This window comes from Verrucosispora sp. CNZ293 (assembly GCF_002754655.1).
In genome coordinates, this window is sequence record NZ_PEFR01000001.1 from 4,928,215 (window position 1) to 4,952,856 (window position 24,642).

General features: G+C 69.4%; 28 protein-coding genes and 3 pseudogenes. 9 read left to right on the top strand and 22 right to left on the bottom strand.

The window, feature by feature from the left end; translation table 11 throughout:
- Positions 1-2 precede the first annotated feature (2 nt).
- The 5 genes from CLT74_RS22560 to CLT74_RS22580 form a co-directional block, all read right to left on the bottom strand.
- Positions 3-221 carry a helix-turn-helix transcriptional regulator gene (locus tag CLT74_RS22560; RefSeq protein ID WP_099852632.1) on the bottom strand — a complete coding sequence of 73 codons (219 nt, stop codon included), beginning with the start codon at positions 219-221 and terminating at the stop codon, positions 3-5.
- Positions 221-646 (bottom strand): hypothetical protein, encoded by a 426-nt coding sequence (locus CLT74_RS22565; protein ID WP_099848619.1) that lies wholly within the window; start codon positions 644-646, stop codon positions 221-223. Before CLT74_RS22565 ends, CLT74_RS22560 begins: the two co-directional genes overlap by 1 nt.
- A 468-nt stretch (positions 647-1,114) precedes the next feature.
- On the bottom strand, positions 1,115-1,522 hold the full coding sequence (locus CLT74_RS22570; RefSeq protein WP_099848621.1) for a VOC family protein: 408 nt from the start codon (positions 1,520-1,522) through the stop codon (positions 1,115-1,117).
- Between the two features lie 729 nt (positions 1,523-2,251).
- A complete protein-coding gene (locus CLT74_RS22575; protein WP_099848623.1) occupies positions 2,252-2,692 on the bottom strand; it encodes a DUF1579 family protein in 441 nt (146 codons plus the stop codon).
- 34 nt (positions 2,693-2,726) lie between these two features.
- Positions 2,727-3,152: a DoxX family protein gene (locus tag CLT74_RS22580; protein WP_099848625.1), complete on the bottom strand. Its 426-nt coding sequence runs from the start codon at positions 3,150-3,152 to the stop codon at positions 2,727-2,729.
- 160 nt (positions 3,153-3,312) lie between these two features.
- On the opposite strand from CLT74_RS22580, the gene CLT74_RS30520 reads away from it, so the two are divergent.
- Both CLT74_RS30520 and CLT74_RS22590 read left to right on the top strand, forming a co-directional pair.
- A complete protein-coding gene (locus CLT74_RS30520) occupies positions 3,313-3,672 on the top strand; it encodes a YciI family protein (RefSeq protein WP_486582753.1) in 360 nt (119 codons plus the stop codon).
- The gene (locus tag CLT74_RS22590) at positions 3,669-4,913 is read left to right on the top strand and encodes a sigma-70 family RNA polymerase sigma factor (protein WP_099848627.1); all 1,245 of its coding nucleotides are present in this window, start codon (positions 3,669-3,671) and stop codon (positions 4,911-4,913) included. Before CLT74_RS30520 ends, CLT74_RS22590 begins: the two co-directional genes overlap by 4 nt.
- A gap of 249 nt (positions 4,914-5,162) precedes the next feature.
- On the opposite strand, the gene CLT74_RS22595 is transcribed toward CLT74_RS22590, so the two are convergent.
- On the bottom strand, positions 5,163-5,789 hold the full coding sequence (locus CLT74_RS22595; protein ID WP_099848629.1) for a TetR/AcrR family transcriptional regulator: 627 nt from the start codon (positions 5,787-5,789) through the stop codon (positions 5,163-5,165).
- Between the two features lie 147 nt (positions 5,790-5,936).
- Here CLT74_RS22595 and CLT74_RS22600 point away from each other — a divergent pair, with 147 nt between their 5' ends.
- Positions 5,937-6,437 carry an ester cyclase gene (locus tag CLT74_RS22600; protein WP_486582520.1) on the top strand — a complete coding sequence of 167 codons (501 nt, stop codon included), beginning with the start codon at positions 5,937-5,939 and terminating at the stop codon, positions 6,435-6,437.
- A gap of 140 nt (positions 6,438-6,577) precedes the next feature.
- A complete protein-coding gene (locus CLT74_RS22605) occupies positions 6,578-6,895 on the top strand; it encodes an NIPSNAP family protein (RefSeq protein WP_099852641.1) in 318 nt (105 codons plus the stop codon).
- A gap of 820 nt (positions 6,896-7,715) precedes the next feature.
- On the opposite strand, the gene CLT74_RS22610 is transcribed toward CLT74_RS22605, so the two are convergent.
- From CLT74_RS22610 to CLT74_RS30525, 5 genes are all read right to left on the bottom strand, one after another.
- Complete coding sequence (locus CLT74_RS22610; protein ID WP_099848633.1) at positions 7,716-8,966, bottom strand: MFS transporter; 1,251 nt, start codon at positions 8,964-8,966, stop codon at positions 7,716-7,718.
- Positions 8,966-10,375, bottom strand: coding sequence for an FAD-dependent oxidoreductase (locus tag CLT74_RS22615; protein WP_099848635.1), 1,410 nt, complete (start codon positions 10,373-10,375; stop codon positions 8,966-8,968). The genes CLT74_RS22610 and CLT74_RS22615 overlap by 1 nt, the downstream gene beginning before the upstream one ends.
- Positions 10,376-10,449: 74 nt before the next feature.
- Complete coding sequence (locus CLT74_RS22620) at positions 10,450-10,947, bottom strand: GNAT family N-acetyltransferase (RefSeq protein ID WP_099848637.1); 498 nt, start codon at positions 10,945-10,947, stop codon at positions 10,450-10,452.
- A complete protein-coding gene (locus tag CLT74_RS22625; RefSeq protein WP_099852645.1) occupies positions 10,947-11,273 on the bottom strand; it encodes a metalloregulator ArsR/SmtB family transcription factor in 327 nt (108 codons plus the stop codon). The genes CLT74_RS22620 and CLT74_RS22625 overlap by 1 nt, the downstream gene beginning before the upstream one ends.
- Before the next feature lie 369 nt (positions 11,274-11,642).
- Positions 11,643-11,792 (bottom strand): hypothetical protein, encoded by a 150-nt coding sequence (locus CLT74_RS30525; RefSeq protein WP_158240288.1) that lies wholly within the window; start codon positions 11,790-11,792, stop codon positions 11,643-11,645.
- Positions 11,793-11,877: 85 nt separating this feature from the next.
- Between CLT74_RS30525 and CLT74_RS22635 the strand changes: the two genes are divergently transcribed.
- Positions 11,878-12,252, top strand: coding sequence for a metalloregulator ArsR/SmtB family transcription factor (locus CLT74_RS22635; RefSeq protein ID WP_099848641.1), 375 nt, complete (start codon positions 11,878-11,880; stop codon positions 12,250-12,252).
- Positions 12,253-12,291: 39 nt separating this feature from the next.
- Here CLT74_RS22635 and CLT74_RS22640 read toward each other — a convergent pair whose 3' ends face one another.
- Positions 12,292-13,419, bottom strand: a complete 1,128-nt coding sequence (locus CLT74_RS22640) for a flavin-containing monooxygenase (RefSeq protein WP_099848643.1) — start codon at positions 13,417-13,419, stop codon at positions 12,292-12,294.
- A gap of 62 nt (positions 13,420-13,481) precedes the next feature.
- Between CLT74_RS22640 and CLT74_RS22645 the strand changes: the two genes are divergently transcribed.
- Positions 13,482-13,814 (top strand): metalloregulator ArsR/SmtB family transcription factor, encoded by a 333-nt coding sequence (locus CLT74_RS22645; protein WP_099848645.1) that lies wholly within the window; start codon positions 13,482-13,484, stop codon positions 13,812-13,814.
- A pseudogene (locus tag CLT74_RS22650) lies at positions 13,814-14,255 on the top strand (NAD(P)/FAD-dependent oxidoreductase); the annotation flags it as partial. The gene CLT74_RS22645 and the pseudogene CLT74_RS22650, both read left to right, overlap by 1 nt.
- A gap of 53 nt (positions 14,256-14,308) precedes the next feature.
- Here the strand turns inward: CLT74_RS22650 and CLT74_RS30890 are convergent.
- The 3 genes and pseudogenes from CLT74_RS30890 to CLT74_RS22665 all read right to left on the bottom strand — a co-directional run bounded on the left by CLT74_RS30890 (position 14,309) and on the right by CLT74_RS22665 (position 16,341).
- Positions 14,309-14,857 (bottom strand): hypothetical protein, encoded by a 549-nt coding sequence (locus CLT74_RS30890; RefSeq protein ID WP_486582524.1) that lies wholly within the window; start codon positions 14,855-14,857, stop codon positions 14,309-14,311.
- Positions 14,858-15,057: 200 nt separating this feature from the next.
- Positions 15,058-15,171, bottom strand: a pseudogene (locus CLT74_RS31505) (hypothetical protein); the annotation flags it as partial.
- A 264-nt stretch (positions 15,172-15,435) separates the two neighbouring features.
- Entirely contained in the window at positions 15,436-16,341 is a 906-nt protein-coding gene (locus CLT74_RS22665) for an endonuclease/exonuclease/phosphatase family protein (protein WP_099848647.1), read from the bottom strand.
- Between the two features lie 504 nt (positions 16,342-16,845).
- Between CLT74_RS22665 and CLT74_RS22670 the strand changes: the two genes are divergently transcribed.
- Both CLT74_RS22670 and CLT74_RS22675 read left to right on the top strand, forming a co-directional pair.
- The gene (locus CLT74_RS22670) at positions 16,846-17,529 is read left to right on the top strand and encodes a response regulator transcription factor (RefSeq protein ID WP_486582526.1); all 684 of its coding nucleotides are present in this window, start codon (positions 16,846-16,848) and stop codon (positions 17,527-17,529) included.
- On the top strand, positions 17,526-18,977 hold the full coding sequence (locus tag CLT74_RS22675; RefSeq protein WP_099848651.1) for a sensor histidine kinase: 1,452 nt from the start codon (positions 17,526-17,528) through the stop codon (positions 18,975-18,977). Before CLT74_RS22670 ends, CLT74_RS22675 begins: the two co-directional genes overlap by 4 nt.
- A gap of 220 nt (positions 18,978-19,197) precedes the next feature.
- Here the strand turns inward: CLT74_RS22675 and CLT74_RS22680 are convergent.
- The 7 genes and pseudogenes from CLT74_RS22680 to CLT74_RS22705 all read right to left on the bottom strand — a co-directional run.
- Positions 19,198-19,536, bottom strand: a pseudogene (locus CLT74_RS22680) (MMPL family transporter); the annotation flags it as partial.
- Between the two features lie 72 nt (positions 19,537-19,608).
- Entirely contained in the window at positions 19,609-20,289 is a 681-nt protein-coding gene (locus CLT74_RS22685; protein ID WP_099848653.1) for a DedA family protein, read from the bottom strand.
- The gene (locus tag CLT74_RS22690; protein WP_099848655.1) at positions 20,280-20,927 is read right to left on the bottom strand and encodes a DUF998 domain-containing protein; all 648 of its coding nucleotides are present in this window, start codon (positions 20,925-20,927) and stop codon (positions 20,280-20,282) included. The genes CLT74_RS22685 and CLT74_RS22690 overlap by 10 nt, the downstream gene beginning before the upstream one ends.
- Complete coding sequence (locus tag CLT74_RS22695; protein ID WP_099848657.1) at positions 20,924-22,120, bottom strand: glycosyltransferase; 1,197 nt, start codon at positions 22,118-22,120, stop codon at positions 20,924-20,926. Before CLT74_RS22695 ends, CLT74_RS22690 begins: the two co-directional genes overlap by 4 nt.
- On the bottom strand, positions 22,036-22,683 hold the full coding sequence (locus tag CLT74_RS22700; RefSeq protein WP_099848659.1) for a VTT domain-containing protein: 648 nt from the start codon (positions 22,681-22,683) through the stop codon (positions 22,036-22,038). Before CLT74_RS22700 ends, CLT74_RS22695 begins: the two co-directional genes overlap by 85 nt.
- Before the next feature lie 179 nt (positions 22,684-22,862).
- Positions 22,863-23,201: an aromatic-ring hydroxylase C-terminal domain-containing protein gene (locus CLT74_RS31510; protein WP_486582528.1), complete on the bottom strand. Its 339-nt coding sequence runs from the start codon at positions 23,199-23,201 to the stop codon at positions 22,863-22,865.
- A complete protein-coding gene (locus CLT74_RS22705) occupies positions 23,147-24,568 on the bottom strand; it encodes a phosphatase PAP2 family protein (RefSeq protein ID WP_099848661.1) in 1,422 nt (473 codons plus the stop codon). Before CLT74_RS22705 ends, CLT74_RS31510 begins: the two co-directional genes overlap by 55 nt.
- Between the last annotated feature and the right edge of the window lie 74 nt (positions 24,569-24,642).

Consider the following 24,642-nt stretch of genomic DNA (forward strand, 5'->3'; position numbering starts at 1 on the left):
GGTCACTCCTCGTCTGTCAGGTAGAACAGCTCCTCGACCCGGGTGTGCAGGGCGCGGGCAAGTTTGAGTGCGAGCACGGTCGACGGGATGAACTTGCCGGTTTCAACAGTGTTGATGGTCTTGCGGGTGACCCCGACCAGGTCGGCGAGCTGCTCCTGGGTGAGGTCGTGGCGGGCGCGTTCCACCTTGATGCGGTTGCGCAGCGGATGGGCGGCGACCATCACGCCTCCCGGTTGAACCACAGCCGCGCCGCGCCGTACGTCACCAGCGCCGCCGCGACAGTGAACTTGGCCTGGGCCACCGACGGCGTGTCCGCCTCGAAGAGGAACGGCAGCTGCAGGGCGAGGACACCCACCAGTGCGGCCGCCATCGACCGCAGGTGGGTATCGGCGGTGCGCTCGTCCTCTACCACTGCACCGAGGCGCTTGAGTCGAACCTTTGCCCACCCAGCCACCGCGAGAGCCGGCACGGCCAGCAGGAACGAGTACAGGTAGACCAGTTCAAGCCAGCCCAGCCAACCGGCCGCCTGACGGGCGTCATTCGAGCCCGCGGCGGTCAGGTTCACGGCGGCTGCGGCGCCCCAGACGAACAGCGCCACATCGAACAGCCGGCGGGTGCGGACAGGGGTCAGCGAGGCTGATGCCATGGCAACTCCTTCGTGGGTAACCTCCATGGCTTCAAGTAACCTTTGCGCCTCTGGAAGTAACCTTCATCAGTCTTATTGACACCTGTAGGTTACATCTGGGGCTGTGGTTTGCAACCATGCCGCTGACCGGGTTCAAGTGATCACGTCTGCCTCCGGTCGGGCCGATCGTGCCGCCGTAGAGGTGCACGCGGTTGTCGGCATCGTGGTGGTGAACGGCGTCGGTAGTGCGGCAGGAAGGGATGCGAGCCGCTCCAGCCGCAACGCCAGTCACGTGCGGGGCACGGCGTTCTGCTGCGCTCCATCCGTACCCGCCCCTAATACTGATCAGCGCGCAGCTGTCAGCCTTACCGGCTGTTATCCGGATCTCCGCGTGGAAGCAAGCGGAGAGGCTTGCAACGGGTGTCCGGCGCGCGGCCCAGATCGGGGTGGAGGCGAATGCTGGCGGTGGAACCCGGCGCGTGGTGCGGATCAGTGGTTGGTAGGTGTCGTGGGTGGTCGTAGCACACAGAATTCGTTGCCGTCGCGGTCGGCGAGGATGTGCCAGGCCCAGCCGTCTTCTTCGATGGGACTGTCCGTGATGCACCGCGCTCCCAGAGACACCAGTCTGGCCACCTCCGTCTCAAGGTCGGGTACGCGTAGATCCAGGTGCATCCTGTTCTTGTGCGTCTTTGGTTCGGGCACTCGCTGCAACAGCAGCTCAACGCCGTTCCCGTCGGCGGGTAGCAGCCGCCGGTAGCGCCCTGGCGAGAGCGGCTCAGCCACGTATCCGAGCGCCTCGCACCAGAAGGTCCCCGAGCGATCCAGGTCGGCACAATCCAAGACCACCGCCAGGACGACATCGCTGCGTCCACCAAACCGAGCCGGCCCCTCAGCCATTGCTGCAGGCTATGACAGCGACCATCGGCTCCGCACAGGCACCTCGGAGGTACTGCGCTCACCGGTGGGCCATCCGGACCTGCCGCTGATGGGGCGCGGCCGGCGCCCGCTGATCGGTCGTGCCGCGGATCGTGCGCGCTCTCCGCCGCGATGGGTGTCGCTGTCATAGCAGCCGCGGCTCCGGCAAGGTGCGGACCTACGATGGCTCCGTCGGCCGCACGTGCGGAGCCAGTCGTTCTCCCGCAGCGAGGTTGTCACGCCAGTAGCGGTAGACCAGGCCGGGTACCACCTCAACCGACCCTGCTGCGACGGAAATACCAGGTGCCGTGGCCCCGTTCGCCCAGTCGGGGGCAGGACTGCTCCAATCGCCGCCGCTGGTCGTCGCGGCAGCCGCACCGTTTGAAGATCACACCTGAGGCCGTCATGACCGTGCCCTTTCGATGGAGTCACGTGTTCACCGACATCGACCGACCTGCCGGTACGGGCCCATCGACCGGCGCTAGCCACCTGTGCCTTCCGACGGTCCACCCACCGGCGGGGCGGCGGCCAATTCGGGGGCTGGGTGGTGACTCTCGTCGAGGGCCGGAGGTAGCGCGTGCCGTGGGGCAGCGGCACCGCCAGAGACAGGCTCGCCGCGCCGATCGCGGTGGCGGTGTCCCGGCCAACGAACGGCCGAAGCGGCAGTGGCTCGACACCTAGCAGGTGTCGAGCCACTGCGGCTTGCTCGGTTCAGGAACGGACGCGGGTCATCGTGGACTCGTAGCCGCCGCCCGGCCAAGCCCACGCTCCGGAGGCGCTGATGCCTTCCGTGTCGAACGTGGCGCGGTACCGCGCTGGCGGTCCGGGCTCGCCGAACCAGATGGTCAGCTCCCTGTCGTTCACCTCGTACACGTACTCCAGGAGGTCGCCGGTGCTGCCGAAGTAGTGCGACTTCAGTGTGCCGCTGTCGGCGTGGTACCCGATGTACTCGACGCCGGTGGTGGTGCGGCCGTCTTGGGTCAGGTTCACGTGCTGGACCAGGAAGTGACCGCCCGGCATCCACTGGTAGGTGACGGTGCCGTCGTGTCCGGGGCCGGCCACGTCCCAGGTGCCGACCAGAACGTCCAGGGTCTTCAAGGTCGGATGCGGGCTGGTGGCGGACAGAGCGCTGTCGAAGATCTCGTCGATCATGGCTGGGCTCCCTTTCGCGGAGTCGGAAGAGATGTCAACGGGTGATGGTGAAGGGCCGGGGCAGCCGGGCGCGGCGGCTGTAGGCGATCGCGGCCGCGATGACCAGGAACGCGGCTGGTATGGCGGGGTTGATGCCGATCAGCAGGTTGGTGACCACGGCACCGGCCATCAGTCCGGTGAGGCCGAGGGCGGCCATCGCAGCGAGCCGGGGAACCAGCAGGCCGATGGCGCCGGCCACTTCACACACGCCGACCAGGTAGCGCAGCCACTGCCCGATACCGATGTCGGTGAACAGATCGACCATGGTCGCGTCGCCAATGAGTTTGAGCACTCCACCCGAGGTGACCTGCACGGCGACCACCCCCTGCAGGATCCATCGGGCGATCGATCCGGTGCGGCGCAGTACGGTCGGGCGGTCGGCGGAACGAGGGGTGGCGTGGGGGGTGACGGTGGCGGTCATGAGGGCCCTCCTTCTTGGATCGTCGCTGTTGTGCTCGGAACGTCGGAGCCGGCCTTCCGTCCTCTACACGCCACTCGAAATTTTCTTCGAGATCTTTTACGGTCTCTGCGATCTGGTATCAATGTGCAGGTCAGCGGCGGTGGAGGTGACCGTGAAGTACATGGTGATGACCTACGGCGGCCCATCGGCGTGGGAGGCGCTGGCCGGCACCGGTCCGAACGCGATGTCCCCCGAGGAGATCGCCGCCCACTTCGACGCGATGCAGGCGTTGCACAAGGAGCTGGCGGCCACCGGCGAACTGGTCGCCGCCTTCGGGCTGTCCGAGCCGGCACACGCCCAGACGGTCGACGTCCGGGACGGCATGCCTGTGCTCTCCGACGGGCCCTACGCCGAAACCAAGGAGTTCCTCGCCGGGTTCGGCATCATCGACGTGGCCACCCATGATCGCGCCGTCGAGTTGGCGGCCCGCTTCGCCGACTGCGTCTCCGCGCGCGTCGAACTACGGCTCGTGCACGGATGACAGCCGATCTGATGCGCGTCCTTGCGCCACAGGTCGTGGCCGCGGTAACGCGTCGCTACGGGCACTTCGACGAGGCGGAGGACGCCACCCAGGAGGCACTGCTAGCCGCGACGACGCAGTGGCCGACGGACGGGGTACCGGACAACCCACGGGCCTGGTTGATCCGGGTCGCGTCCCGGCGCCTGATCGATCACCTGCGCAGCGAGGAGGCCCGCCAACGGCGCGAGGCGACACTCGCAGCGCAGGTGCCACCCGCCGATCGGCTGGCTCCGGCGGCCGACACCGGCGACACAGCGTCCGACGAGACCCTGACACTGCTCGTCTTGTGCTGCCATCCCGCGCTGACGGCGGCCTCACAGATCGCTCTGACCCTCCGCGCCGTGGGCGGTCTCACCACAGCGGAGATCGCCCACGCGCTGCTCGTGCCGGAGGCGACGCTGGCACAGCGGATCAGCCGTGCGAAGCAGCGCATAAAGGACGCCGGTGCCAGATTCGAACGCCCCACCCGTGACGACCACGACGCCCGGCTGCGCGCGGTCCTCCACGTGCTCTACCTGATCTTCAACGAAGGACACACAGCATCCTCCGGCGCCACCCTGCAGCGCACCGACCTGGCCACTGAGGCGATCCGGCTGGCACGCATGCTGTACCGGGTCCAACCCGACGACGCCGAGGTCACCGGCCTGCTCGCACTGCTCCTGCTCACCGACGCCCGCCGGGCGGCGCGCACCGGGCCCGGCGGTGAACTCGTGCCCTTGGCCGAGCAGGACCGCAGCCACTGGGACCGCCGCGCCATCCACGAAGGCGTCACCCTGCTCACCGCAGCACTCGCACACCGCCAACCCGGCCCGTACCAGATCCAAGCGGCGATCGCCGCGGCGCATAACCAGGCCGCTCGTGTCGAAGACATCGACTGGCCGCATATCCTCGACCTGTACGAGATGCTCCAACGCCTCGACGACAACTCCGTCGTGACGCTCAACCGCGCCGTCGCCACCGCCATGGTCCACGGGCCGCACGCGGGCCTGACCCTGCTGGACGCGCTCGACTCCGACCCCCGGATGACGGGCAACCACCGTCTGGCCGCAGTGCGGGCCCATCTGCTGCAGCAAGCCGGTGATCGGGAAGCCGCCGTAGCCCAATACCATGCTGCCGCCGGGCAAACCGCGAGCATTCCGGAACGGGAGTATCTGCTCCGCCAGGCCCGCCTTACAGCAAGGGCTGACTTAAGGGAGGCGTGAACAGGTACGCGGCGGAGTATCGTTACTCCAGATAGGCCGGAGCTCCCGGTAGGACAGCAGTCGACCAAGAACGACGCCCAGGACGGGAGTTCGTTGCTTACCTGTCCTGCAGGTTGCTCAGCGACCTGGCGAGGTTGACAGGTAGGCAGCGGGGTTCGCGTCGGGAAGCCGCCGCCGGATGGTGACGGCTTTCCTCGATCTCGGTCAGGCAATCGTCCCGAGTTCGCCTTGGCAGCGGCCAGATGGCAGTCATTCCCGCACCGGCGGGCGATGATCGGCCTCGTCCGTCCGCTGACCGTGAAGCACGCGAAGCGCGTCGAGTGCGACCGCGGTGAGAACGGCGCGGCCGACACCGGCGCGGCCGAGCAACTCCATCCCCCGAGTGACGGCGACGAAGTAGACGGCCAGCGATTGCACGTTCGCGTCCTCCGGTATATCCCCGCTCTCCCGCGCATGTTCCAGGCATTGAGCATAGACGCCGGCGAGCTGTTCGATGCCGTCCTTCGCGGCCGTCGAAAGCGGATCCTCCGCGCCGGTCGATTCGACCAGCGCACGCGTGGTGAGCGAGACCCGACGATCACTGCTACTGAACTCGATCGCCATCGTGAGCATGTGACCCCGAATGCGTTCCAGCGGCGAAGCGTCATCGTGTCCGAGCGCTTCCGAGACGGCGCGCGTCGCCTCGTCCCGATCCTCGGAGAGTGCCCGGAAAAACAATTCCCGCTTCCCGCCGAACGCGTTGTACAAGCTCTGCTTCCCCAAGCCGGTCGCCCGTACAAGGTCGTCCAGTGTCGCAGCGGCAAGACCGTGCACGGCGAACACCTCACTAGCGCTGCTGACGACATCGCTCTCGAGGAACTTGCGGGGACGAGGCATGTGAGCGAGCTTACGTTATTGACCATACGGTCAAAAACCTGCTAGCTTGACTGGGCGCGCATCACTGAAACCACGACGGAGGCGTCGTCGGCCTGGGCGACGGCGTCGTCACTTGACTCCTGGCCGCACGACAGCCACTTATGGGGCGTGGACACCAAGCATCAAGGAAGAGCAGAAGTGAAAAGTAACGAAGAGGTTGTTCGCGAGGCATACCGCCTGTCGGAAGGTAACGTCCTCGATGGAGACGGTTTTCGCGCCTTGTTCACCGAGAACGGGACGTTCAACGACGTGCCGAATTCGCTAACCTTCCGCGGGGACGAGATTCCTCAGGCGCTGACTGGCTTCGCCAGCGTTTTTCCCGACGTCCACCGTGAGCTACTCGAAGTGCATGCGCTCGGTGATGTCGTTGCCGTCAAACTCAGAATTCAGGGAACGCATCTCGGTGGTTTCCCTACCCCCGTCGGCGAAATTCCGCCGACGGGCAACCGAATCGACGTGCCGACAGCGGATCTCTGGCATCTCCGTGACGGAAAAATCGAAAGGTTCGACTGTTACAACGCAGCGAATGTGCTGCTCGCTCAAATCGGGGCCACCCCCGACTTCAACTCGGCAATCGAGGCCGCCAAGGCGGCCGCCGCAGGGGCGTAGCTCTACTGCGGCACCGAGTATACGACAAATCTCCGCAATAGCCCGGCCGCACCATCAAGGCGGTCCGGCTGATGGCGTGGCTTTATTGACCCTGGCATGTGTATCCCCAACTGACCCCACACCCCGAACGGAACCCGATCATGTTTCAGATCAGGATCTACACCCTGCGCACGACAGAAGCGCTCCAGCAGTACGCCACTGTGCACTGGCCGCGGCATCTCACCAGCATGCCCAGGTTCGGCGTCACCGTGCACGGCTTCTGGACCGATCGCCAGGCCGGCGCGCCCCGCTTGATCGCCCTACTCTCGTTCCGAGAGGGCACCGACCCCGCTGAATTCACCACCGCTTACCTGGCGAGCCCCGAACTGGCGGCGGACATGCACGGCTTCGACGTCAGCGACATCATCAAGGTCGAGGAACTGCTGCTCGACCCGGTCGCCGGATCCCCTCTGGCATGAACGCCCCGCGCGGCGTCGTCACGCGTTGTGGCCTGTCGTGACGGTCAACGGGTGGCTCCTGATCACTTAGCTTGCCGCGGGCAACAAGAGGTGCCCGGTCGATATGGTGCCCGGATCGCGAGCTGTGGCGATCGTGGTTGCTCGGTGGCTGCTCGGGCGTCGGGGAACTGACGCGGACGGACCGCTACCCGCGCGGACCAGACCGGAGACGCGGCACCCACCTTGCCATCGAGGAGCGCGAATTGCTGGCGTCGCCACCGCGTAGACCTGTATGAACGCAACCGGATCGGGGCGGACGGTCGGGCTTACGATCGTACGAGTTGGGTCGAGTGTTGGTCGTAGAGGTATGTGCTGGTGGCTTTGCACTACGGATCAGAAGGTTAGGGGTTCGAGTCCCTTCGGGCGCGCAAGATCATAATTGGTCTGACCTGCCGGAACGGCAGTCAGGCCCCTTACTTTGTTCGTCCCTTGTGGTCGGTTGGTTGCTCGGATGGTGCGTGTGCGACGAGCATCCCTCGTGTCCCGCTCGGTCCGGCGGCGTCGTTCCAGCCGTGGGCGGGCCGCCGTCCAGTGGCACGGTGGCGACGACAGTGCTGGCGGATCCTTCGGGCGGCTCGCCGGCGCCTGGCCTGGGAGGTGGGTCCGCCTCCGAGAGTGAGTCGCCGCCGGGTGGCGTCCCGGCATCCGCACCGTTTGAAGATCAGACCTGACGTCGTCATGCCGATCGCACCTCCTGCGGTGGTGGAGGCAGGATGCGCTGGGGTTGTCGGCTGCCGCTACGGCTGCCTGCAGGTTGTGCGGGTGCCGCGTGTTCAGCTGGTCAGCGGCTGCGGGGGTACTGCTTCGGGGGCGTTGGGCGGGTCAGCATGCCGGTGGCGGCGAGGACGCAGCAGGTGGCGACGGCGCCGAGCAGGAGGGTGTATCCGCCGTCGATGTGCAGAACGGCGGCGGCGCCGAGAGGCGCGGTGGCCTTGGCGACGGTGACGGGGGCGGCGAGTCGTCCGGCGATGGTGGCGTACGCGGCGGTGCCGTAGCGGTCGGTGAGCAGCGCTGGGGTGGCGAGGCTGGCGATGCCGAAGCCGAGCCCGAAGCCGGTGACGGTGACGATGGCTCCGACGCGGGTTCCGGCGGCGAGGGGCATGGCGAGGACGGCGACCGCCTGGATGGCGAACACTGCGGCGACGATGGTGGTGACCGGGAGCCGGCGTCGGGCGGCGGTGAGGACGAGTCGTCCGGTGACGGACAGGACGCCGAGGAGGCCGGCGGCGGTGGCGGCGAAGGTGGCGGGGTGGCCGCGGTTGGTGAGGTAACTGACGAGGTGGACGCCGATGGTGCTGGTGGCGGCGCCGTGGGCGATGAGCGTGGCGGCGAGGATCCAGAATCGGGGGTCGCGCATCGCGGCGCGGGCGGCTGCCCGTCGCGAGGTGTGGTCGGTTCGTGGCGCGGGGGTGGGCGCGGTGGCGTGCGGCGGTTTGCGGATGGTGAGGGCGTGCAGGGGCACGGTCACGACGCCGTGGATGGTTGCGAGGGTGAGAAGCGCGCCGCGCCAGCCGAGGTGTGCGGCCAGGAGGCCGGTGAGGGGCATGAAGATGGTGCTGGCGAACCCGGCGACGACGGTGACCGCGAGCAGGGCGGTGGGGCGTCGGTCGGGGGTGAACCAGGTGACGATGACGGCGAAGGCTGGTTCGTAGAGGACCATGGCGCCGGTGATCCCGATGCCGATCATGACGGCGTACAGCTGCCCGACGGTCTGGACCTGGGACCAGGCGACCAGGAGGGCGGTGGCGGTGATGGAGCCTGCGGTCATGAGGGCGCGTCCGCCGTGCCGGTCGAGCCATCTGCCGACGGGGATGGCCATCAGCGCGCCGGCGAGGACGCTGGCGGTGAGCGCGCCGGTGACGGCGGTGGTGGAGGTGTCCAGGCTGGTTGCCATGGGGCTGAGTAGGACGGCATAGGCGTAGTAGAGGGTGCCGTAGCCGACGGTCGAGGTGATGGCGAGGGCGGCGACGATTCGCCACCCGTGGCGCCCGCCGACTGTCGGGTCGGCGGGCGCCATCGTGGTGGTGGTCATCAGCTGGCGCAGCAGCCGCCGGTCTGGCCGCTTGCCGAGGTGTCGAGGCTGATGAGGTTGAGCGGCGCGGCGAGCAGCCCACCGGAGATACCGGTGGCGAGCCCCTTACCGGCTGGCTGCGGGGTGGGGCCGCAGCAGCTGTCGGTGCCGGTGGACTCGGCGGGGTTGCTGTTGCAGACGCCGGTCTCGGGCAGGTCGAGCTGGACGTCGCGGGCGGCCTGCCAGTCGCCGGCGAGAGCGGCGACGACGGAGCGTACCTGCTCGTAGCCGGTGGCCATGAGGAACGTCGGGGCGCGGCCGTAGCTCTTCATGCCGACGGCGTAGTAGCCGGTCTCCGGGTGGGCGAGCTCGTCGACGCCGTGCGGAGGGACGGTGCCGCAGGAGTGCTCGTTCGGGTCGATCAGCGGGGCGAGGGCGCGGGTGGCGCCCATGACCGGGTCGAGGTCCAGACGCAGCTCGGCGGCGATGGAGTGGTCGGGACGGAAGCCGGTGGCGGCGACGATCCAGTCCACGACGATCTGCTCGTCGCCGCCGTCGGCGCGGCGGACGGCGACAGCGACCCGGCCACCTGTCGGCGTGAGGGCGTGGACGGAGCAGCCGGTGAGCAGCCGGATCCGGCCGGCGTCGACGTGCTCGCGCAGGCGTGAGCCTAGCGCCCCGCGGGCGGGCAGGGCGTCGGCGTCGCCGCCGCCGTAGGTGCGGGCCGGGGCAGCCGAGCGGATGGCCCAGGTCACCCCCGTGCCCGGTTCCTGCGCGGCGAGGTCGGCCAGGGAGAGCAGGGTGTTGGCGGCGGAATGCCCGGCACCGACGACGAGGGTGTGCCGGCCGGCGAACCGGTCCCGGTCCGCGCCGAGCACGTCCGGCAGCGCGTGCTCCAGGTACGCGGCGGCGTCCAGCTCGCCGCGGGCGGGCAGGCCGGACGCGCCGAGGACGTTTGGGGTGCCCCAGGTGCCGGAGGCGTCGATCACGGCGCGGGCCAGGATCTCCTCGCCGGTGGTGAGGCGGACCAGGAAGGGGGCCTGCTCGCGGCCGCCGGTGCGGAGCCTGTCGAACCCGAGTCTGCTGATCGCCTCCACCCGGGCCTCGTAGCGCAGGTGCGGCTTGACCTGGGGCAGCTGGGCGAGGGGCTGCAGGTAGTCGGCGACCAGTTCCGCGCCCGTGGGCAGGGCCTCGAGGTCGGGGGCGATCCAGTCGGCGTCGTCGAGCAGATGGCGGGCGGCCGGGTCGATGTTGTACCGCCACGGGGAGAACACGCGGACGTGACCCCACTGCCGCACGGCGGCACCGGCGGTGTCGCCGGCTTCGAGGACGGTGAAGGGCAGCCCGCGCTCGTGCAGGTGCGCGGCCGCGGCGAGGCCGACCGGGCCCGCGCCGATGACAGCGACGGGCAGCTGGTCCAGGGCGCTCATCAAGAACTCCTTATGTTGAGGTTCATCGAATCAGCAGGGCGTAGAGGGTCGCCGGCAACGGCAGCGGCAGGTCGTCAGGTAATGGCCGGGCTGCGACGCTCGAGCAGGATGACGTCCCGCCATCGGCCGTGGTGGCGGCCGACGCGTTCGCGGGTGCCGATGATCCGGAACCCGGCGTGCTGGTGCAGGGTGAGGCTGGCCGTGTTCTCGGGGAAGACGCCGGACTGGATGGTCCAGATGCCGGCAGCCTCGGTCGACGCGATCAGGGCATCGAGGAGTAGCCGGCCGGCTACACGCCCGTGGGCGACGGGGTCGATGTAGACGGAGTGCTCGACGACGCCGGCGTAGACCGCGCGGGCCGACGCCGGTGACACGGCGACCCAGCCAAGCACGGACTCGTCTGCGTCGACGGCCACGAAGCGGTGGTCGGCCAGCTTGCCGGCGTCGAACGCCGCCCAGGTCGGGGCGACGGTCTCGAAGCTGGCGTCGCCGGTGTCGAGACCGGCCTGGTAGATGGCCAGGACCCGGCCGGCGTCATCCACCGTCATCGGGCGAACGGTGATGTCGGCCATCAGCAGGCTCCGTTCGGGGTCGGGGCCGGGCGGCCCATGACCACGTCGGCGGCGGACGGGAAGCAGTCGACGCAGGCATCGTTGATGCGGTAGTGGCGTGCGGTGCCGACCGGCTCGACGAGCACGAACCGCACCTCGGTCAGGATCTTCAGGTGTTGGGAGACGGTGGACTGGGCCAGCCCCACGGCGGCGACGATCTCACCGACGCTCATCGGCCGGTTGTGCCGGGCGAGGTACTCGACGATCTGCACCCGCGTCGGGTCGGCCAGTGCCCGGAACCACGAGGCGTACGTCCGCGCGGTCGCCCGGTCGAGTAGTTCGTCCACCACCCACTCCTTCTATCGTTTATCGCCGATCGACGATGAAAGTCTAACGGATGTCGTCGCGGCGAGGCGGGCGGTGGCAGAGCTGGCCGAGCAAATCTGCCGGCGCGGCAGAGGTCATCGGCAGCACTTCCGTCCTGCGTTGATGGCCTCGGCCTTGGCCTCTGCGTCGCAGCAGGAGTCGGCGGTCCGAGCGGCCTCCGCCGTGCCGCAGCAGGGGCCGGCGGTCGCCGTCTCAACGACGGGCGGGAGGGCCGACTCGACCGCTCGGGTGGGGCTTGCGCAGCAGGAGCCGGATCCGGTGGCCGCGAGGGCGGCGGCCGAGTCGCCGGTGGTCTGGGTGTTCTCGCTCATCGGGGATGTCCCTTCCGGTTATCGCAGGCTGATCAGGGCGTAGATGGTGGTGCGGGCGCGTTCGTAGCGGCGCTGCGCGCGCTGGGCGGCGGTGGACACCTCGGCGCAGGAGTCGCAGAACAGAACTCCCGCCGGGGCTGCCGATGACCGCCGAGCCTTGCCGAACATGACAACTCCTTCCCGACGACGTCTGTCTTGACGTCTGTCTAATCAGAGACTTGCACGCTGATTAGAGAGATGTCAACCTAGAGGCATGTCGAAGCAAGCCGCGCCGCTCACCGTGATCGACCTGAACGCCGACGCACCCTGCTGCCCGCCGCTGGCGCAGCGCCGGGTGCCGGCGGAGACGGCCGCGGTCCTCGCGTCGGCGTTCAAGGCCCTCGGAGATCCGGTGCGGCTGCAGCTGATGTCGATGATCGCTTCCGCCGAGGGTGGGGAAGCGTGCGTGTGTGACCTGACGCCGGCGTTCGACCTGACCGGGCCGACGATCTCGCACCACCTGAAGACGCTGCGCGAGGCGGGCCTGGTGGACGCCGACCGGCGGGGGACGTGGGTCTACTACCGGGCGCGTCCGGGGATCCTGCGCCAGTTGGCGGCCCTGCTCACCGTCGAGCCAGCCGAGTCCTAACACCACCCGACGCCGTGCGCGACGCTCGCCGTGCAGTGGTCAGCGTGGTGCGCCAGCCGTGCCACTGCGCGCGGACGTCGGAACCCTCGCCGAGCGTGGCAGCCTGCGCCGCCCGGACAGGTGCGCGGCGAGAGCACGCATCACGTGGGTGGCGTCGCGGCTGACGCCGCGCAGCGTGTTCGAGGCGAAGGATCGCTGGAACTCCAGCCCCACGTAGGCCAGCCCCCGATGGGTGGTGGAGAGTCCGCCCACCTGTCGGGGCGTGCCTTGCGCGACGGTGCCGAGGGGTTCCAGGTAGCCCAGGTCCGGGCGGTAGCCGGTGGCGAAGATGACCGCATCCACCGCATCTGTCGTGCCGTCGCTCCAGACGACGCCGTCGGGGGTGAAGGTAGTGAACATGTCCCGGCGGGCGAGTTGTCCGGAGGTGATGGCCTTGCGGTAGACGCCGGTGTCGAGCACGGCGGCGTGCCGGATCAGGTGGGTGAGGATCCGCCGGGGGAGGCGGTCCGCGCCGGTGACGCGCAGCCAGTGGTGCAGGTCCCGCCCGCCGATGCGCTGCGGCAGGAACCGGACGGGTTCGAGGGTGGCGAGGGTGACGTGCGCGTGCTCCGCGAGTTCGTAGGCGACCTGCACCGCGGAGTTGCCGGCCCCGACGACGATGACCCGCTTGCCCGCGTATGGTTCCGGCCGGCGGTAGTCGGCGACATGCAGCAGGCCTCCGGTGAAGTCGCTGCGGCCGGGCAGGTCGGGCAGGTACGGGTTGCCGAAGGACCCGCTGGCGGCGACGACACCGGCTGCGGCGATCTCGTCACCAGCATCGGTGCGGATGAGATACCCGTCGCCAGCGTGCGGGTGTACCTCGGTGACGCGCACGCCGGTGCGGATCTCGGCGTCCAGAGTTGCCGCGTAGCGGCGCAGGTAGGCGACGACCTCGTCGCGGTGGGGGTGGTGGTCGGGGTTCCCGTCGAAGGCCAGTCCGGGCAGGGCGCTGTAGCGGGCGGGTGAGAACAGGGTCAAGCTGTCGTAGTAGCCCGCCCAGGAACCGACCGGCTCGGTGTCCGCGTGCAGGACAACCGGACGCAGGCCGACGGCGAGGGTGGCACGGGCGGCGGCGAGGCCGGCCTGGCCGCCGCCGATGATGATCACCGGATCAACTTGAGCAGTCACGTCACGATCATAACGTCATTTTGTTGAATGACAATATGATGCTGGAGGGGGAAGGTGTGCCCATGAACCAGACCGCCGACGACCAGCCAACCGGGCTGCACGGCGCCGTCCCGGGCCTTACGCCGCAGACGCAGGAGTTTCTCAAGGCTCTCGGCAGCCCCACCCGGCAGCGGATCATGATGCTGTTCGCCCGCGGCGCCGAGATGTCCGTGGGCGAGGTGGCCGAGCGGGTCGGCATCAGCCAGGCCACCGCGTCGCAGCAGTTGACCCTGCTGCGACGTGGCGGAGTGGTCACCTCGCGACGCGACGGCAAGACGGTGTACTACCGGGCCGACCGCGACGGCGCCCTCGCCGCGTTGGCGGACCTGCAGTCGTACCTGGCCACCTGCTGCTGACGCCCCACGAAAGCTTCCCCGGCTTCCCCGACGGCATCACCGGTCCTGACCTGATGGACAACCTCCGCAAGCAGGCCGACAGCTTCGGCGCCCAGTTCCTCACCGACGACGTCACCCGAGCCGACCTCACCACCCCCACCAAGACCGTCTGGGTCGGCGGGCAGCCTCACCAGGCGCGGGCGGTCATCCTCGCCACCGGATCCGCCTGGCGGTCCCTCGGCGTCCCCGGCAAGCAGGAACTCCTCGGCCGCGGCGTCTCCTCCTGCGCCACCTGCGACGGATTCTTCTTCCGGGACCAGGACATCGCCGTGGTCGGGTCGCGTGGAAAGCGTGGGTCAAGGAGATTCTCGGTCATGACGGCGCCGTCGCCGGAGCGCGACTACGGGACGTCCACCTGGCCAGACCCGGGTCCTGAACGTCACCGGCGTGTTCGTCGCCGTCCTCCCCTGACCGGCACCGCCCGCGGTCGGGTCAACCCGCCCCGAGTATCGGGCCTACGGCTGCCCGTCCAGCCGGGAGGCGATGTCAGCGACCGTCGCTTTCGCTGTCCGGCCGGCACCCACCAGCGTGGCTGACGCCGGCCCCGTCCAATCGCCGTAGCCGAGCAGGTAGAGGCGAGGCTCGTCCACCGACCGGGTGCCCTCGGTGGCCACCTCACCCTGCGGCCATCCGCGCAGCAGTGGCGCGAGGTGGGCGAGATTTGCCCTGAAACCCGTACACCAGATCACAGCGTCGCAGCCCTGCTCGGTGCCGTCGGCCCACCGCACGCCGCGTTCGGTCAGCCGCACGAACATCGGACGGGCGTGCAGAACGCCACGATCCCGTGCGTCGCGGACGCTGGGCACCATCACGATGTCGCCAAGGTCGCTCACACCACCACCGGCACCACCAGCGGCCTTTCGGGTCGCCACCCCGAACAACACCCGACCATCGATGTCGTCCGGCATGAACCGTGCCGGGCGTGCCGTGACCCAGGTGGCCTCGGTGACCCGGGACACCTCCGCCAGGATCTGCGCCGCCGAGTTGCCTCCACCGACGACCACGACCCGCTGACCCCGGAACTCCTCCGGCGACGTGTAGTGCAGACGTGCCCGGCGGTCGGAAACTCCTCACCGGTCTGCCGCGGCATCCCCCACCCCGGCAGCGGGCTGTACTCCGCCGGAGAGAACAACCGCAACGACTCCCAACCGTGCCGCCACGCGCCACCCGGCTGCGACTGGGCGTCGAGGATGACGTAATCCAGACCCGCGCGACGCAGGTAGTAGCCCGCCGCCAGCCCCGCCTGCCCACCCCCGACGACCACCACGTCACACGACCCGGGCACGCTCAGCACCTCCCTCGATCCGCAGATCATCATGCCGATACGGCAGAGACGGTGGACTCCCACACGAACTCACGGTGATCCTGCCCTCGTTCACCAGCCGATCGATGCTTTCCTGCAACGATGCAAGACGTGGGAACCGTGAAGACCGTGACACCTGCTATCTCGCCCCTCGCCGGCGAGCCGATCGCACGCGCCGACGCCGAGGCGTGCCCGAGCTACTCGGGGACAGCAACTCCTCTGTGCAGAGTCGGCGTTGGGTGAGGTCGATCTCGGTTCGTCGTAGTCCGTGCCGTTCGATCAGGCGATCTGCATGCTGTAGACGAGCGGGTAGTGGTCGGAAAAGGCGGTGGGGGTGACCGCGCACCAGCGCCACGGTCGGCTGCTGAACACGTAGTCGATTTTCTCTCCCCGGGTGTTCGTTGGGCGGCCACCGCCCGCCGGGTTCGTCTGGTCGCACTCGCGGTACCTCGGGTACGGATTGCCATCTTTGGCGTCCCAGATCCAGCCGCGGTCCGGGTTGTTCTCGTCGTTCACGGGGTAGACGTGGTCTGGCGGAAGGATGTTGAAGTCGCCCCCGAACGCCACGTTGCGGTAGCCGTCGACCACTGTCTTGATCTCCCCGAGCTGGTCGTCGGAGTACTCCCAGCTGCTGTCACGGGTGTCGCTGCCCGACGGAGACAGGTGCACGTTGCAGAGCCGGATGTCGTTGAAGTAGGTGGCGGTCGCGCAGTGGAAAGGTCGCTGCTGGCCGTCCCACGGCTGGGTCGTCGCGATGGTCTGGGCGTTCGACGAGCCCGCCTTGATCACAATGGCGGTGCCGATGCGGTCCCCGCGTGGGCTGTTGTCCTCGCCGCACCGGTTATTTGTCAACACGCCCTTACTGGCCCATTGGTACGGAGCGAAGCTGCGGGTCCAGCCCGAGCCAAGCGTCGTCATCAGGCTTGCGAGATCGTTCTCGCAGATCTCCTGAAGAAGCATGGCCTGAACGTAGTTGTCCTGGATCTGTGCCTGGATCACGGCGTTCTTGTCCGCCCAGGTCCCGAAACTGCTGCACCCCCAGTTCGCCCGCTGGGAACCACAGATGTTCCAGGTCAGGAGCTGGAGGTTGGTACCGGGCGGCGCGGCCGCTTGGGCGGCCGTCATCGGCAGCAGCACAGTGAGCGCGAGGAGGGCACCGAGCAGTCCGGCGCGAGGCTTCTGCATGATTGAGAACTGTAGATCAAATGACCGGCCTGGTATGCCCGCACGATGTTGCCGGCGGAAGCACCCCTGTGCCCGCCTGCCGATCAGCCGCTCACCCCGGCGGCACCGTCCTCGGCCTGAGGTGTTCTTTCGGGGTGACGGTCTGTTCAACAAAGCAGGGCGGGGTCAGCATTCGAGCGACGCTATCGCTGACGAGGCAAGCCAGAGCTGGCCGTCGATAAGACCACTACCAGCGAAGACTCGAACTTCATCAGGTGTGGCTGGAGTACTAGCTAGCCGCAGGCGATCGCAAAGCCGAATTCCGGCCCAGACGGATTGAGGTCCGGCTGTCGAAGTTCTGGTCAATCGTCATTCGGCATGAAGGCGGAGCCTGGGATCACTGAACCTACGGAACATGATCTCCTCACGGCGGGTGACTATGAAGCGCTAATCCTGGTCTCAGCTTGGTCGGGGACAATGAGCAGCAAGGCATCGACTGGAAGGGGGCGGTTCGGCGTGCGGATCATGATCGCGGATGATGACGCGGCCATCCGTGAGTCGCTGGAGCGGGTGCTCCAGGTCGAGGGTTACGACACCAGCACCGTCGCCAACGGTCTCGCCGTGCTCGACGAGGTCGGTGGGGCCGGCGGTGACACGCTGGATCTGCTGATCCTCGACGTGATGATGCCCCGCCTCGGCGGGTTGGAGACCTGCCGGCGGTTGCGGGCGGCGGGTCGGGATCTGCCGGTGCTGATGCTGACCGCCCGTGACCAGGTCTCCGACCGGGTCGCAGGGCTGGACGCGGGCGCCGACGACTACCTGCCCAAGCCGTTCGCCACCGAGGAGTTGCTGGCCCGGGTGCGGGCCCTGCTGCGCCGGCGCACGCCGGACGACGGCGAGTCGCAGGTCCTGTCGTTCGCCGATGTCCGGCTCGATCCCGACAGGTTCGAGGCGTGGCGTGGCGGGCGGCCGCTGCGCCTGACCCGGACCGAGTTCTCGCTCCTGGAGGTCCTCGTGCGCAACGCGACCCGGGTGTTGACCCGCGACGCGCTGTTCGAGGCGATCTGGGGCTTCGACATGAGCGCCACCGCCAACAACCTTCAGGTGTATGTGAGCTACCTGCGCCGCAAGTTGGAGGCCGAGGGCGAGCCACGATTGATCTACACACTGCGCGGCCTCGGATACACGTTGCGGGAGACTCCTCCGTGAGCCGGCCTGCCGGTCGGGAACCGGGCTGGCTGACCCGATGGTGGCGCCGGCAGTCCCTGCGGGCCAGGCTGACGGTGATCGCGGCGACGGCCATCGCCGTCAGCGTGTTCATGGCCTTCCAGGTATCCAGTGAGCTGCTGGACTGGCAGCTGCGGGACACCGCTGAGAATCAGTTGCGCGCCGACTCCCGCGTTCTGGCGGCGACTGCGGAGCGCGCCGGTCTGGCGCAGGTTCCGCTACCGCCGTATCCCGGATCCGGTCCGCTGGTGCGGGTCATCCTGCCCGACGGCTCGACCCGGACGCCGGTCGGCCAACCCGCGCTGCCCCCGGTCAGCGAGCACGCCGGGCGCGTGGCGCAGGGCGGCTTGGCCGACCTGATGGAGTCGAACGACAGCGACGAGGACGGCTACGTCATCTACACGCTCCGGGCGGGCGACGGCGCGGTCCAGGTGGCCCGCGTCGTCGACGACAGCCCGGTCAACCAGTTCGGGTTCGGGATGCTGCTGATCGGGCTGCTCTGCGTGGTCGGTGGTGCCCTTGTCGGGCGGACCGTGGCGCGGACCGGGCTGGCACCGATCGACCGGCTGACCGCCGCCGCGGAACGTGTCGCGCACACCCGGGATCTCGACGCCCACATCCCGGATGAAGGCGGTGGCGAGATCCGGCGGCTGATCCAGTCGATCAACGACATGCTCGCCGCGCTCCGGGACTCCCGGCAGGCCCAGCGGCTGCTCGCCGAGGACGCCGCCCACGAGCTCAAGACCCCGCTCACCAGCCTGCGCCTCAACGTCGAGCTGCTGATCCGGCTCGATCGGCGCGGCACGCTGGACAGCGCACTGCCGGCGGAGAGCCGGAGCCGGCTGCTCAACGATCTCGGCGCCCAGGTGGCCGAGTTGAGCACCCTTGCCGCCGAGCTGACCGAACTGGCCCGCGGTGACGTCAGCGACGAAAACACCGAGCTGCTCGACCTCGCCGACGTGGTGGTGACCGCCGCGACCCGGGCGCGTTCCCGCGTACCCGACATCGAGATCGCGCTCGACCTCACCTCCGTGTGGGTGAGCGGCCGTCCCGCTGCGCTTCAGCGGGCGGTGCTCAACCTCATCGACAACGCCGGCAAGTGGTCGCCCGCGGACCAGCCGGTCCAGGTCCGGCTCCGTGCCGAGGGCGCGTCGGCGGTGCTCGAGGTCGACGACGCCGGGCCGGGCATCGACGCCGCCGACGTACCGCGGGTGTTCGACCGGTTCTACCGTGCCGACAGCGCCCGGGCGTTGCCAGGATCCGGTCTCGGGCTGTCGATCGTGCAGCGGGTCGTCGACGCCCACGGCGGCCGGGCGACCGTCGCCCGCTCCGCACGCGGTGGCGCGCTGCTCCGGGTCGACCTTCCGGCGGCGACTCCACCCGCCTCGATCGCGGGCCGCGCGGCCGGGGAGGACAGCGCGGTGCGCTGACCCGCCCCATCCCGGCGGCGTAGGACAAGGGACGGCGGCCCCGGCATGGCCCCGCGGCGCTCGCTGTCGGGCAGGACTGTGGTGCCGAGACGCACGATCTCCGCCCCGGCTTCTCCTCCACGGCTGTGCTGAAGCAGGACGGCCGGCCAGATCCGCCTGCGAGCACCCCGAGCACCGCTGGGAACAGTTCCAGCATGGCCACCAGCGCGCACTGGATGCCGGCTGCACCGATCGGGCCCAATCCGCTGGTGCTGTTCAGGTCGGCGACGAGCTGGCAGAGCAGGCCGGCGATCACGGTGGCCGCGGACGCGACGATGGTCGGCGCCGCGCCGCGTAGCGCGTGGACCACCGCGACCCGGACGTTCTCGTGGTGGTGCAGTGTCTCGCGGTACCGGGCGATGAGCGACAGCGCGTAGTCCGTGCCGACGTCGAATACCAGGATCGTCAGCGGCGCGAGTTCTGGTCGTTGACCATGATGCCGAAGCCCTTGACGAGCAGGTAGACGATCGCCGGGCTCGTCTGCCTCAGACCGGGATGGTGGGCGGCTGATGTGGCGCACCCGGCTGTACCGCAGCGGGGAGCGTGGCGGTTTCAGCGAGGACGACTACATCGCGTTCCTGGACCAAGCCCATCAGCGGCTGAACGTGCCGATCGTGCTGGTCTTTGACAACGTCAACACCCCCACGTCAGCGTGCGGATGCGGACCCTGAGCGCGGTCATCCGGCGCGGTCGCCGCTCGGCGGCGGCGCAACACGTAGCGGACCAGTTCGCCGAGCGCGGTGATGGACAGGGCGAGACCGAGGCCGACCGCCAGGCCCAGCATCGAGTTGGATTCGAAGGCGGCGCCGCCGAGGTAGCCGATCAGGCCGGAATAGCCGGCCCAGGTGACGGCGGCGATGGCGGTGAACGGGGTGAAGCGGGCAAGCGGGTAGCCGGTGGCGCCGCTGGCGGTCACGATCGCGGTGCGGCCGCCGGGGACGAACCGGCCCGCGATGATCAGGGCGCCGCCCCGGCGGTGCAGGTGCGGGGCGATCCTGTCGGCGGCGCGGATCAGGCGGCCGCCCGGACGGCGCTCGCGCAACAAGCGCCCGATGAGGTAGCCGATGTGATCACCGACGAAGGCGCCCAGCGCGGCGAGCACGATGATCAGCGGCAGCGACGGGATGCCCGACACGGCGAAGACCGCCGCCGCGATGACGACCGACTCCGACGGCAGGAACGGCAGGAACGCGTCGAGGATCGCCAGCGCGAGGATCGCCAGATAGATGACCGGAGAGGTCATGGTGTTCTCGATCATGGCCGTCAGGTCCATCGGGACCGCTCCTCTCCTTCGAGCACCCACGCGCAGAGCCCGACCACGGCGAGCACGAGCGCGAGCAGAACCCGTTCGGCCAGGCCCGCGAACGGGAGAAGGCCCTGGCCGAGCAGCACCGCCGGCCCGTTCATCGCTGCGAACGCGACGCACGCGGCGAACGCGGACCACCCGGCCGCGCGTAGCCAGCGGACCCGGACCGGGTCGGCCCCGCGCCCGGCATGCTTGGCGATGAGCAGGGCGAAGAGCGGTGGCAGCGCCGCCATCAGCGCCGCGCCGATGCGATGCAGCCCGGCGGCGACGCCCGGTTCGGTCCCCGGCAGGTTCGTGGGGAACACCACCACCGCGAGCAGGGACACGCACCACACCGAGAGCAGCACGGTGAGGGGCCAGGCCGGTGGCAGCACGCGCCGGGCGCCGGCCAGGAGCCATGCGCCGGCTGCCGCGAGCCCGCACGCCGCCAGGGCCAGTAGGACGGCGCCCGGCACGGTCCGGATCGATTCGCTGACCATCTGGTCCACCGGGTCGACGTCGCCGACCAGCAGCAGGCCCGCTCCGGCCGCCGTGCCCAGGCCCAGGCTCAGCTGCACGTTGCGGTACCAGCGGGAGGTGCTCGCCCGGGCGATCGTCGCTGTCATGCGGCGACCTCGGCGGGCGCGGGCGCCTCACGGGCCGGCCGGATCCGGTAGAGCTGCTCGAACGCGGACACCGTGCGGGTCTGGTCGTGCTGCTCGGCCACGGCACGAGCCCGGTGCCCCAGCTCTTCCGCGTGCTTCGGGTCGCAGAGCACGGTGAGCAGTCGCTCGGCGAGCACGACAACGTCGCCGGGCGGGAACAGGTAGCCGGTCTCCGCGTCCCGTACGAGGTGGGGCAGGGCGGCGGCATCGGCGCCGATCACGGGCCTTCCGCTGGCCATCGCCTCGAGCGTGACCAGGCTCTGCAGCTCGGCGGTGCCCGCGTTGACGAAGACCGTCGACGCCGCGTATGCGGAGGGAAGGTCCTCGTCAGGGATGAAGCCGGTGAACGTAACGTGCTCGGCGACGTCCAGTTCCCCGGCGAGCGACCGCAGCGTCCGGTCCTCGGACCCGGTGCCGACCAGGAGCAACTGGGCGTCGAGGGAGCGCCGCACCAGCGCGAATGCCCGCATCACGACGTCGAGGTTCTTCTCGGTGTCGAGCCGGCCCACGTACGTGATGGTGGGCTTGTGCGCGAGGCTGTAGGCCCATCGGAACTCGGCCGCGGGCGCCTGCTCGCGGAAGCGGGCGAGGTCGATGCCGCACGAGATGGGCAGGACCGGCTCGGACACACCGGAGACGACGGCGAGCGCGGCGGCGTACGGGGTCGGGGCCGTGACGATGTCTGCCTTGGCGAACACCCGGGCGGCGTCGCGCCATGCCCACGCGTGCGCCCTCGTCCGGCCAGCGTCGCCGATGGGCAGGTAGTGAATCAGGTTCTCGGGCATGAAGTGGTTGGTGGCGATGACGAACAGGTCGCGCTCGCGCGCCGCGTCGACCAGCGCCCGGCACAGCGGGAAGTGGCTCTGCACGTGCACCACGTCGGGCTGGACCTCGTCGAGGATCCGGCGCGCTGCCGCGCGCAGCCCCAGTGGCGGGCAGAACCGGAAACGGGAGTGGCCCGGCACCGGCAAGGAACGCAGGCGGTGCTCGACGACGCCGCCGCTGGACATGCCGGCATGGTTGCGGGTGTCCGTCGACGGCGCGACCACGTGCACTTCGTGCCGGGCGGTCAGTGCCACGGCAAGGCGCTGGGCGAAGTAGGACGCCCCGTTGACGTGAGGGGCGTAGGTGTCGGCACCGATGAGGATGCGCATGGGACAACTACCTTTCGTCGGTGGTATCGCTTCATGACGAGGTGGAAGACAGCGACCGGCACGGCGACGACCGCAGTGAGCAGGAAGATCCCGCCGGGCAGTGCGAGCAGGCCGGACAGCTGGCTGCCGAGCAGAGCGCCGAGACCGATCAGCACCAGGCCGCGTACGGCGGCGGTGGCACCCACCCAGGCGGCGAATCTGCGGTACGGGAGTCCGGCGAGCCCCGCCGACACGAACGCCGGGAGGGCGACGACGTCGATGAGCTTGGCGGTGATCACCAGCCGAGGCAGTGGCATCCCGGTCAGCCGGTCGAGCAGCGCCGTCGCCTTGAGCCTGCTCAGCAGGGCCGCCACCCAGGGCCGCCGGGCCGACCGGCCGACGAGGTAGAGCAGGCTGTCGCCCACCACCTCGGCCAGCGCGACGATCACCCAGATCGGCCAGAACGCCGCAGCGCCGGCACCGACCAGGGTGCCAGCGGTGATCGTCGCGGCCGGCCCCTCGATGAGCACGAAGAGACCGAGCACCAGGTAGGGGTGCTCGAGCACGGCCTGGGTCAGATCCATGCCGAGAAACCTCGGCCGAAGGTTCCGCACCGGTCGTCCCTCTGCGGGGCCGACCGATGCAGCTCCGTGGTGAAGGGTCCGATCACCGACCACGGCAGCCATCGGCATGCCAACCGGCCGGCCGGCGTTTCCCCGGGCGGCGCTGCGTTGACTGCCATCACTAGCCCCCTACATGCGGGTTACGTCGCTTGTCTGAGGCCTACTGAACCGAGCGAACCTGAGGCGACCGTTAATGCGGCGCTCAGGCCGGGTGGCCGGACCAGGTGCCCAGCGCACGCACCAGCGTGGGGGCCGTCGAGGTCCTGCCCGACAGACAAGGCCCAGGCGACGCAGCCGTCGGGCCGGATGAGCAACCTGTCGACGTCCACCCGGTCCGTGCGTGCGGTGACGGTGTTGACCCGTGCGGTCCACGTGGCCGCGGTCGATCCCGCCGGTCTTGAAGGTCCAGTGACGAAGCGCAGCGTCACGTACGCACCTCGGCCGGCGCCGCCCGCACGTTCGGCCGTAGCACCCACCACAGCAGGCCGACCCAGAGCGCGGTCAGGAGCGCGGCGCCGAGCAGGTCGGTCGGGTGGTGCATGCCGCGGTACATCCGGGAAAGCGCGACACCGGCCGGCATGACCACCGCGAGCACCACGGCGAACCAGCGCCACCGGCTGCTCACTCGGTCCATGATCAGGACCGCGATCGCCACCCAGATGCACATCGTCGCGGCGATGTGCCCCGACGGGAACGACGATATGGGCATCGGGCTGTCGAGCTGCGGCACCGGCGGGCGGTCCCGCTGGACGCTGGCCGCGGTGCACAGGAACAGGGTGAGCTCGCCGACCATGGTGAGCACCACGAACACCACCGGTCGCCACTGCCGCCACACGGCCAACGCGCTCGGGCAGAACGCCAGCGAGATGGCCAGGATGGCGCGGGTGTCGCCGGCCTTGCTCCACACCCAACTCACGTGGTCCAGGGTGGGCGTGCGCAACGTCTGCAGCCACCGGACCACGCCGTCGTCGAAGCGTCCCAGCCAGGTGCCCTCGGTGTGGTTCGTCAACAGGTGGCCGACGACGTACAGGATGCCGAACGTGAAAACCCAGCCGGTCAGGATCTCGGTGGCCTTGACCCAGCGGTACGGGATCGGGCGGCTGGAGTCCGGCGCCGATTTGATCGCCTCGGCGGCCTCCGGATCCAGGCCGCCGTCGAGCGGCGTCACCGGGTGCCCCGCCTCGCGCCGCCACAGCCGGAACGCGTACGCCGTGACGCTCAGCCACAACGCGCCGAGCAGCCAGCCGGCCAGCACGTCGGTCAGGTAGTGCACGCCGAGCGCGATCCGGGTCACCCCGATCGCGACCACGAGCAGCGCGACGGCCGTCGTGAACAGCTTCCGGTAGCGCACCGCGGGCAGGAACACGAGCAGCAGCGCGCCGTAGACCACCGTCGACCCGAGCGCGTGCCCGCTCGGGAAGCTGTTGCCGGGCGCGATCACCACCGGTGCCTCGACCACCGGGCGCACCCGGCCGACCAGCGATTTCACCGACGGGTCGAGCAGCAGCGCGCCGGCGGTGGTGGCCAGCAGGTAGACGGCGAGGCGGACCCGCCGGCGCACCAGCAGCAGCAGCGCGGCGACGCCGACCAGCCAGAGCATGACCGGCCGCCCGCCCAGCCGGGTTGCTCCGTTGAGCGCGTTCACCAGGTACGGCCGGGGGGACACGACCTGGTTGAGCTCCCGGGCGACACCGCGGTCGACGTTCGTCACCGGCTCCAGGTGCAACCGGACGAGGAGCACCAGCAGCCCGAACCCGAACCCGATCGCGACGACCAGCACCGGCACCCACCGGCCGGCCAGCCGACCGGGCGGCGCTTCCCGGGATGGCACCGCGTCGACTGCCATCAATGGTCTCCAGGTACGAGCTGCATCGCTTATCCAATGCCGACTTCGTACCGAGCGAATCTGAGACGACGATT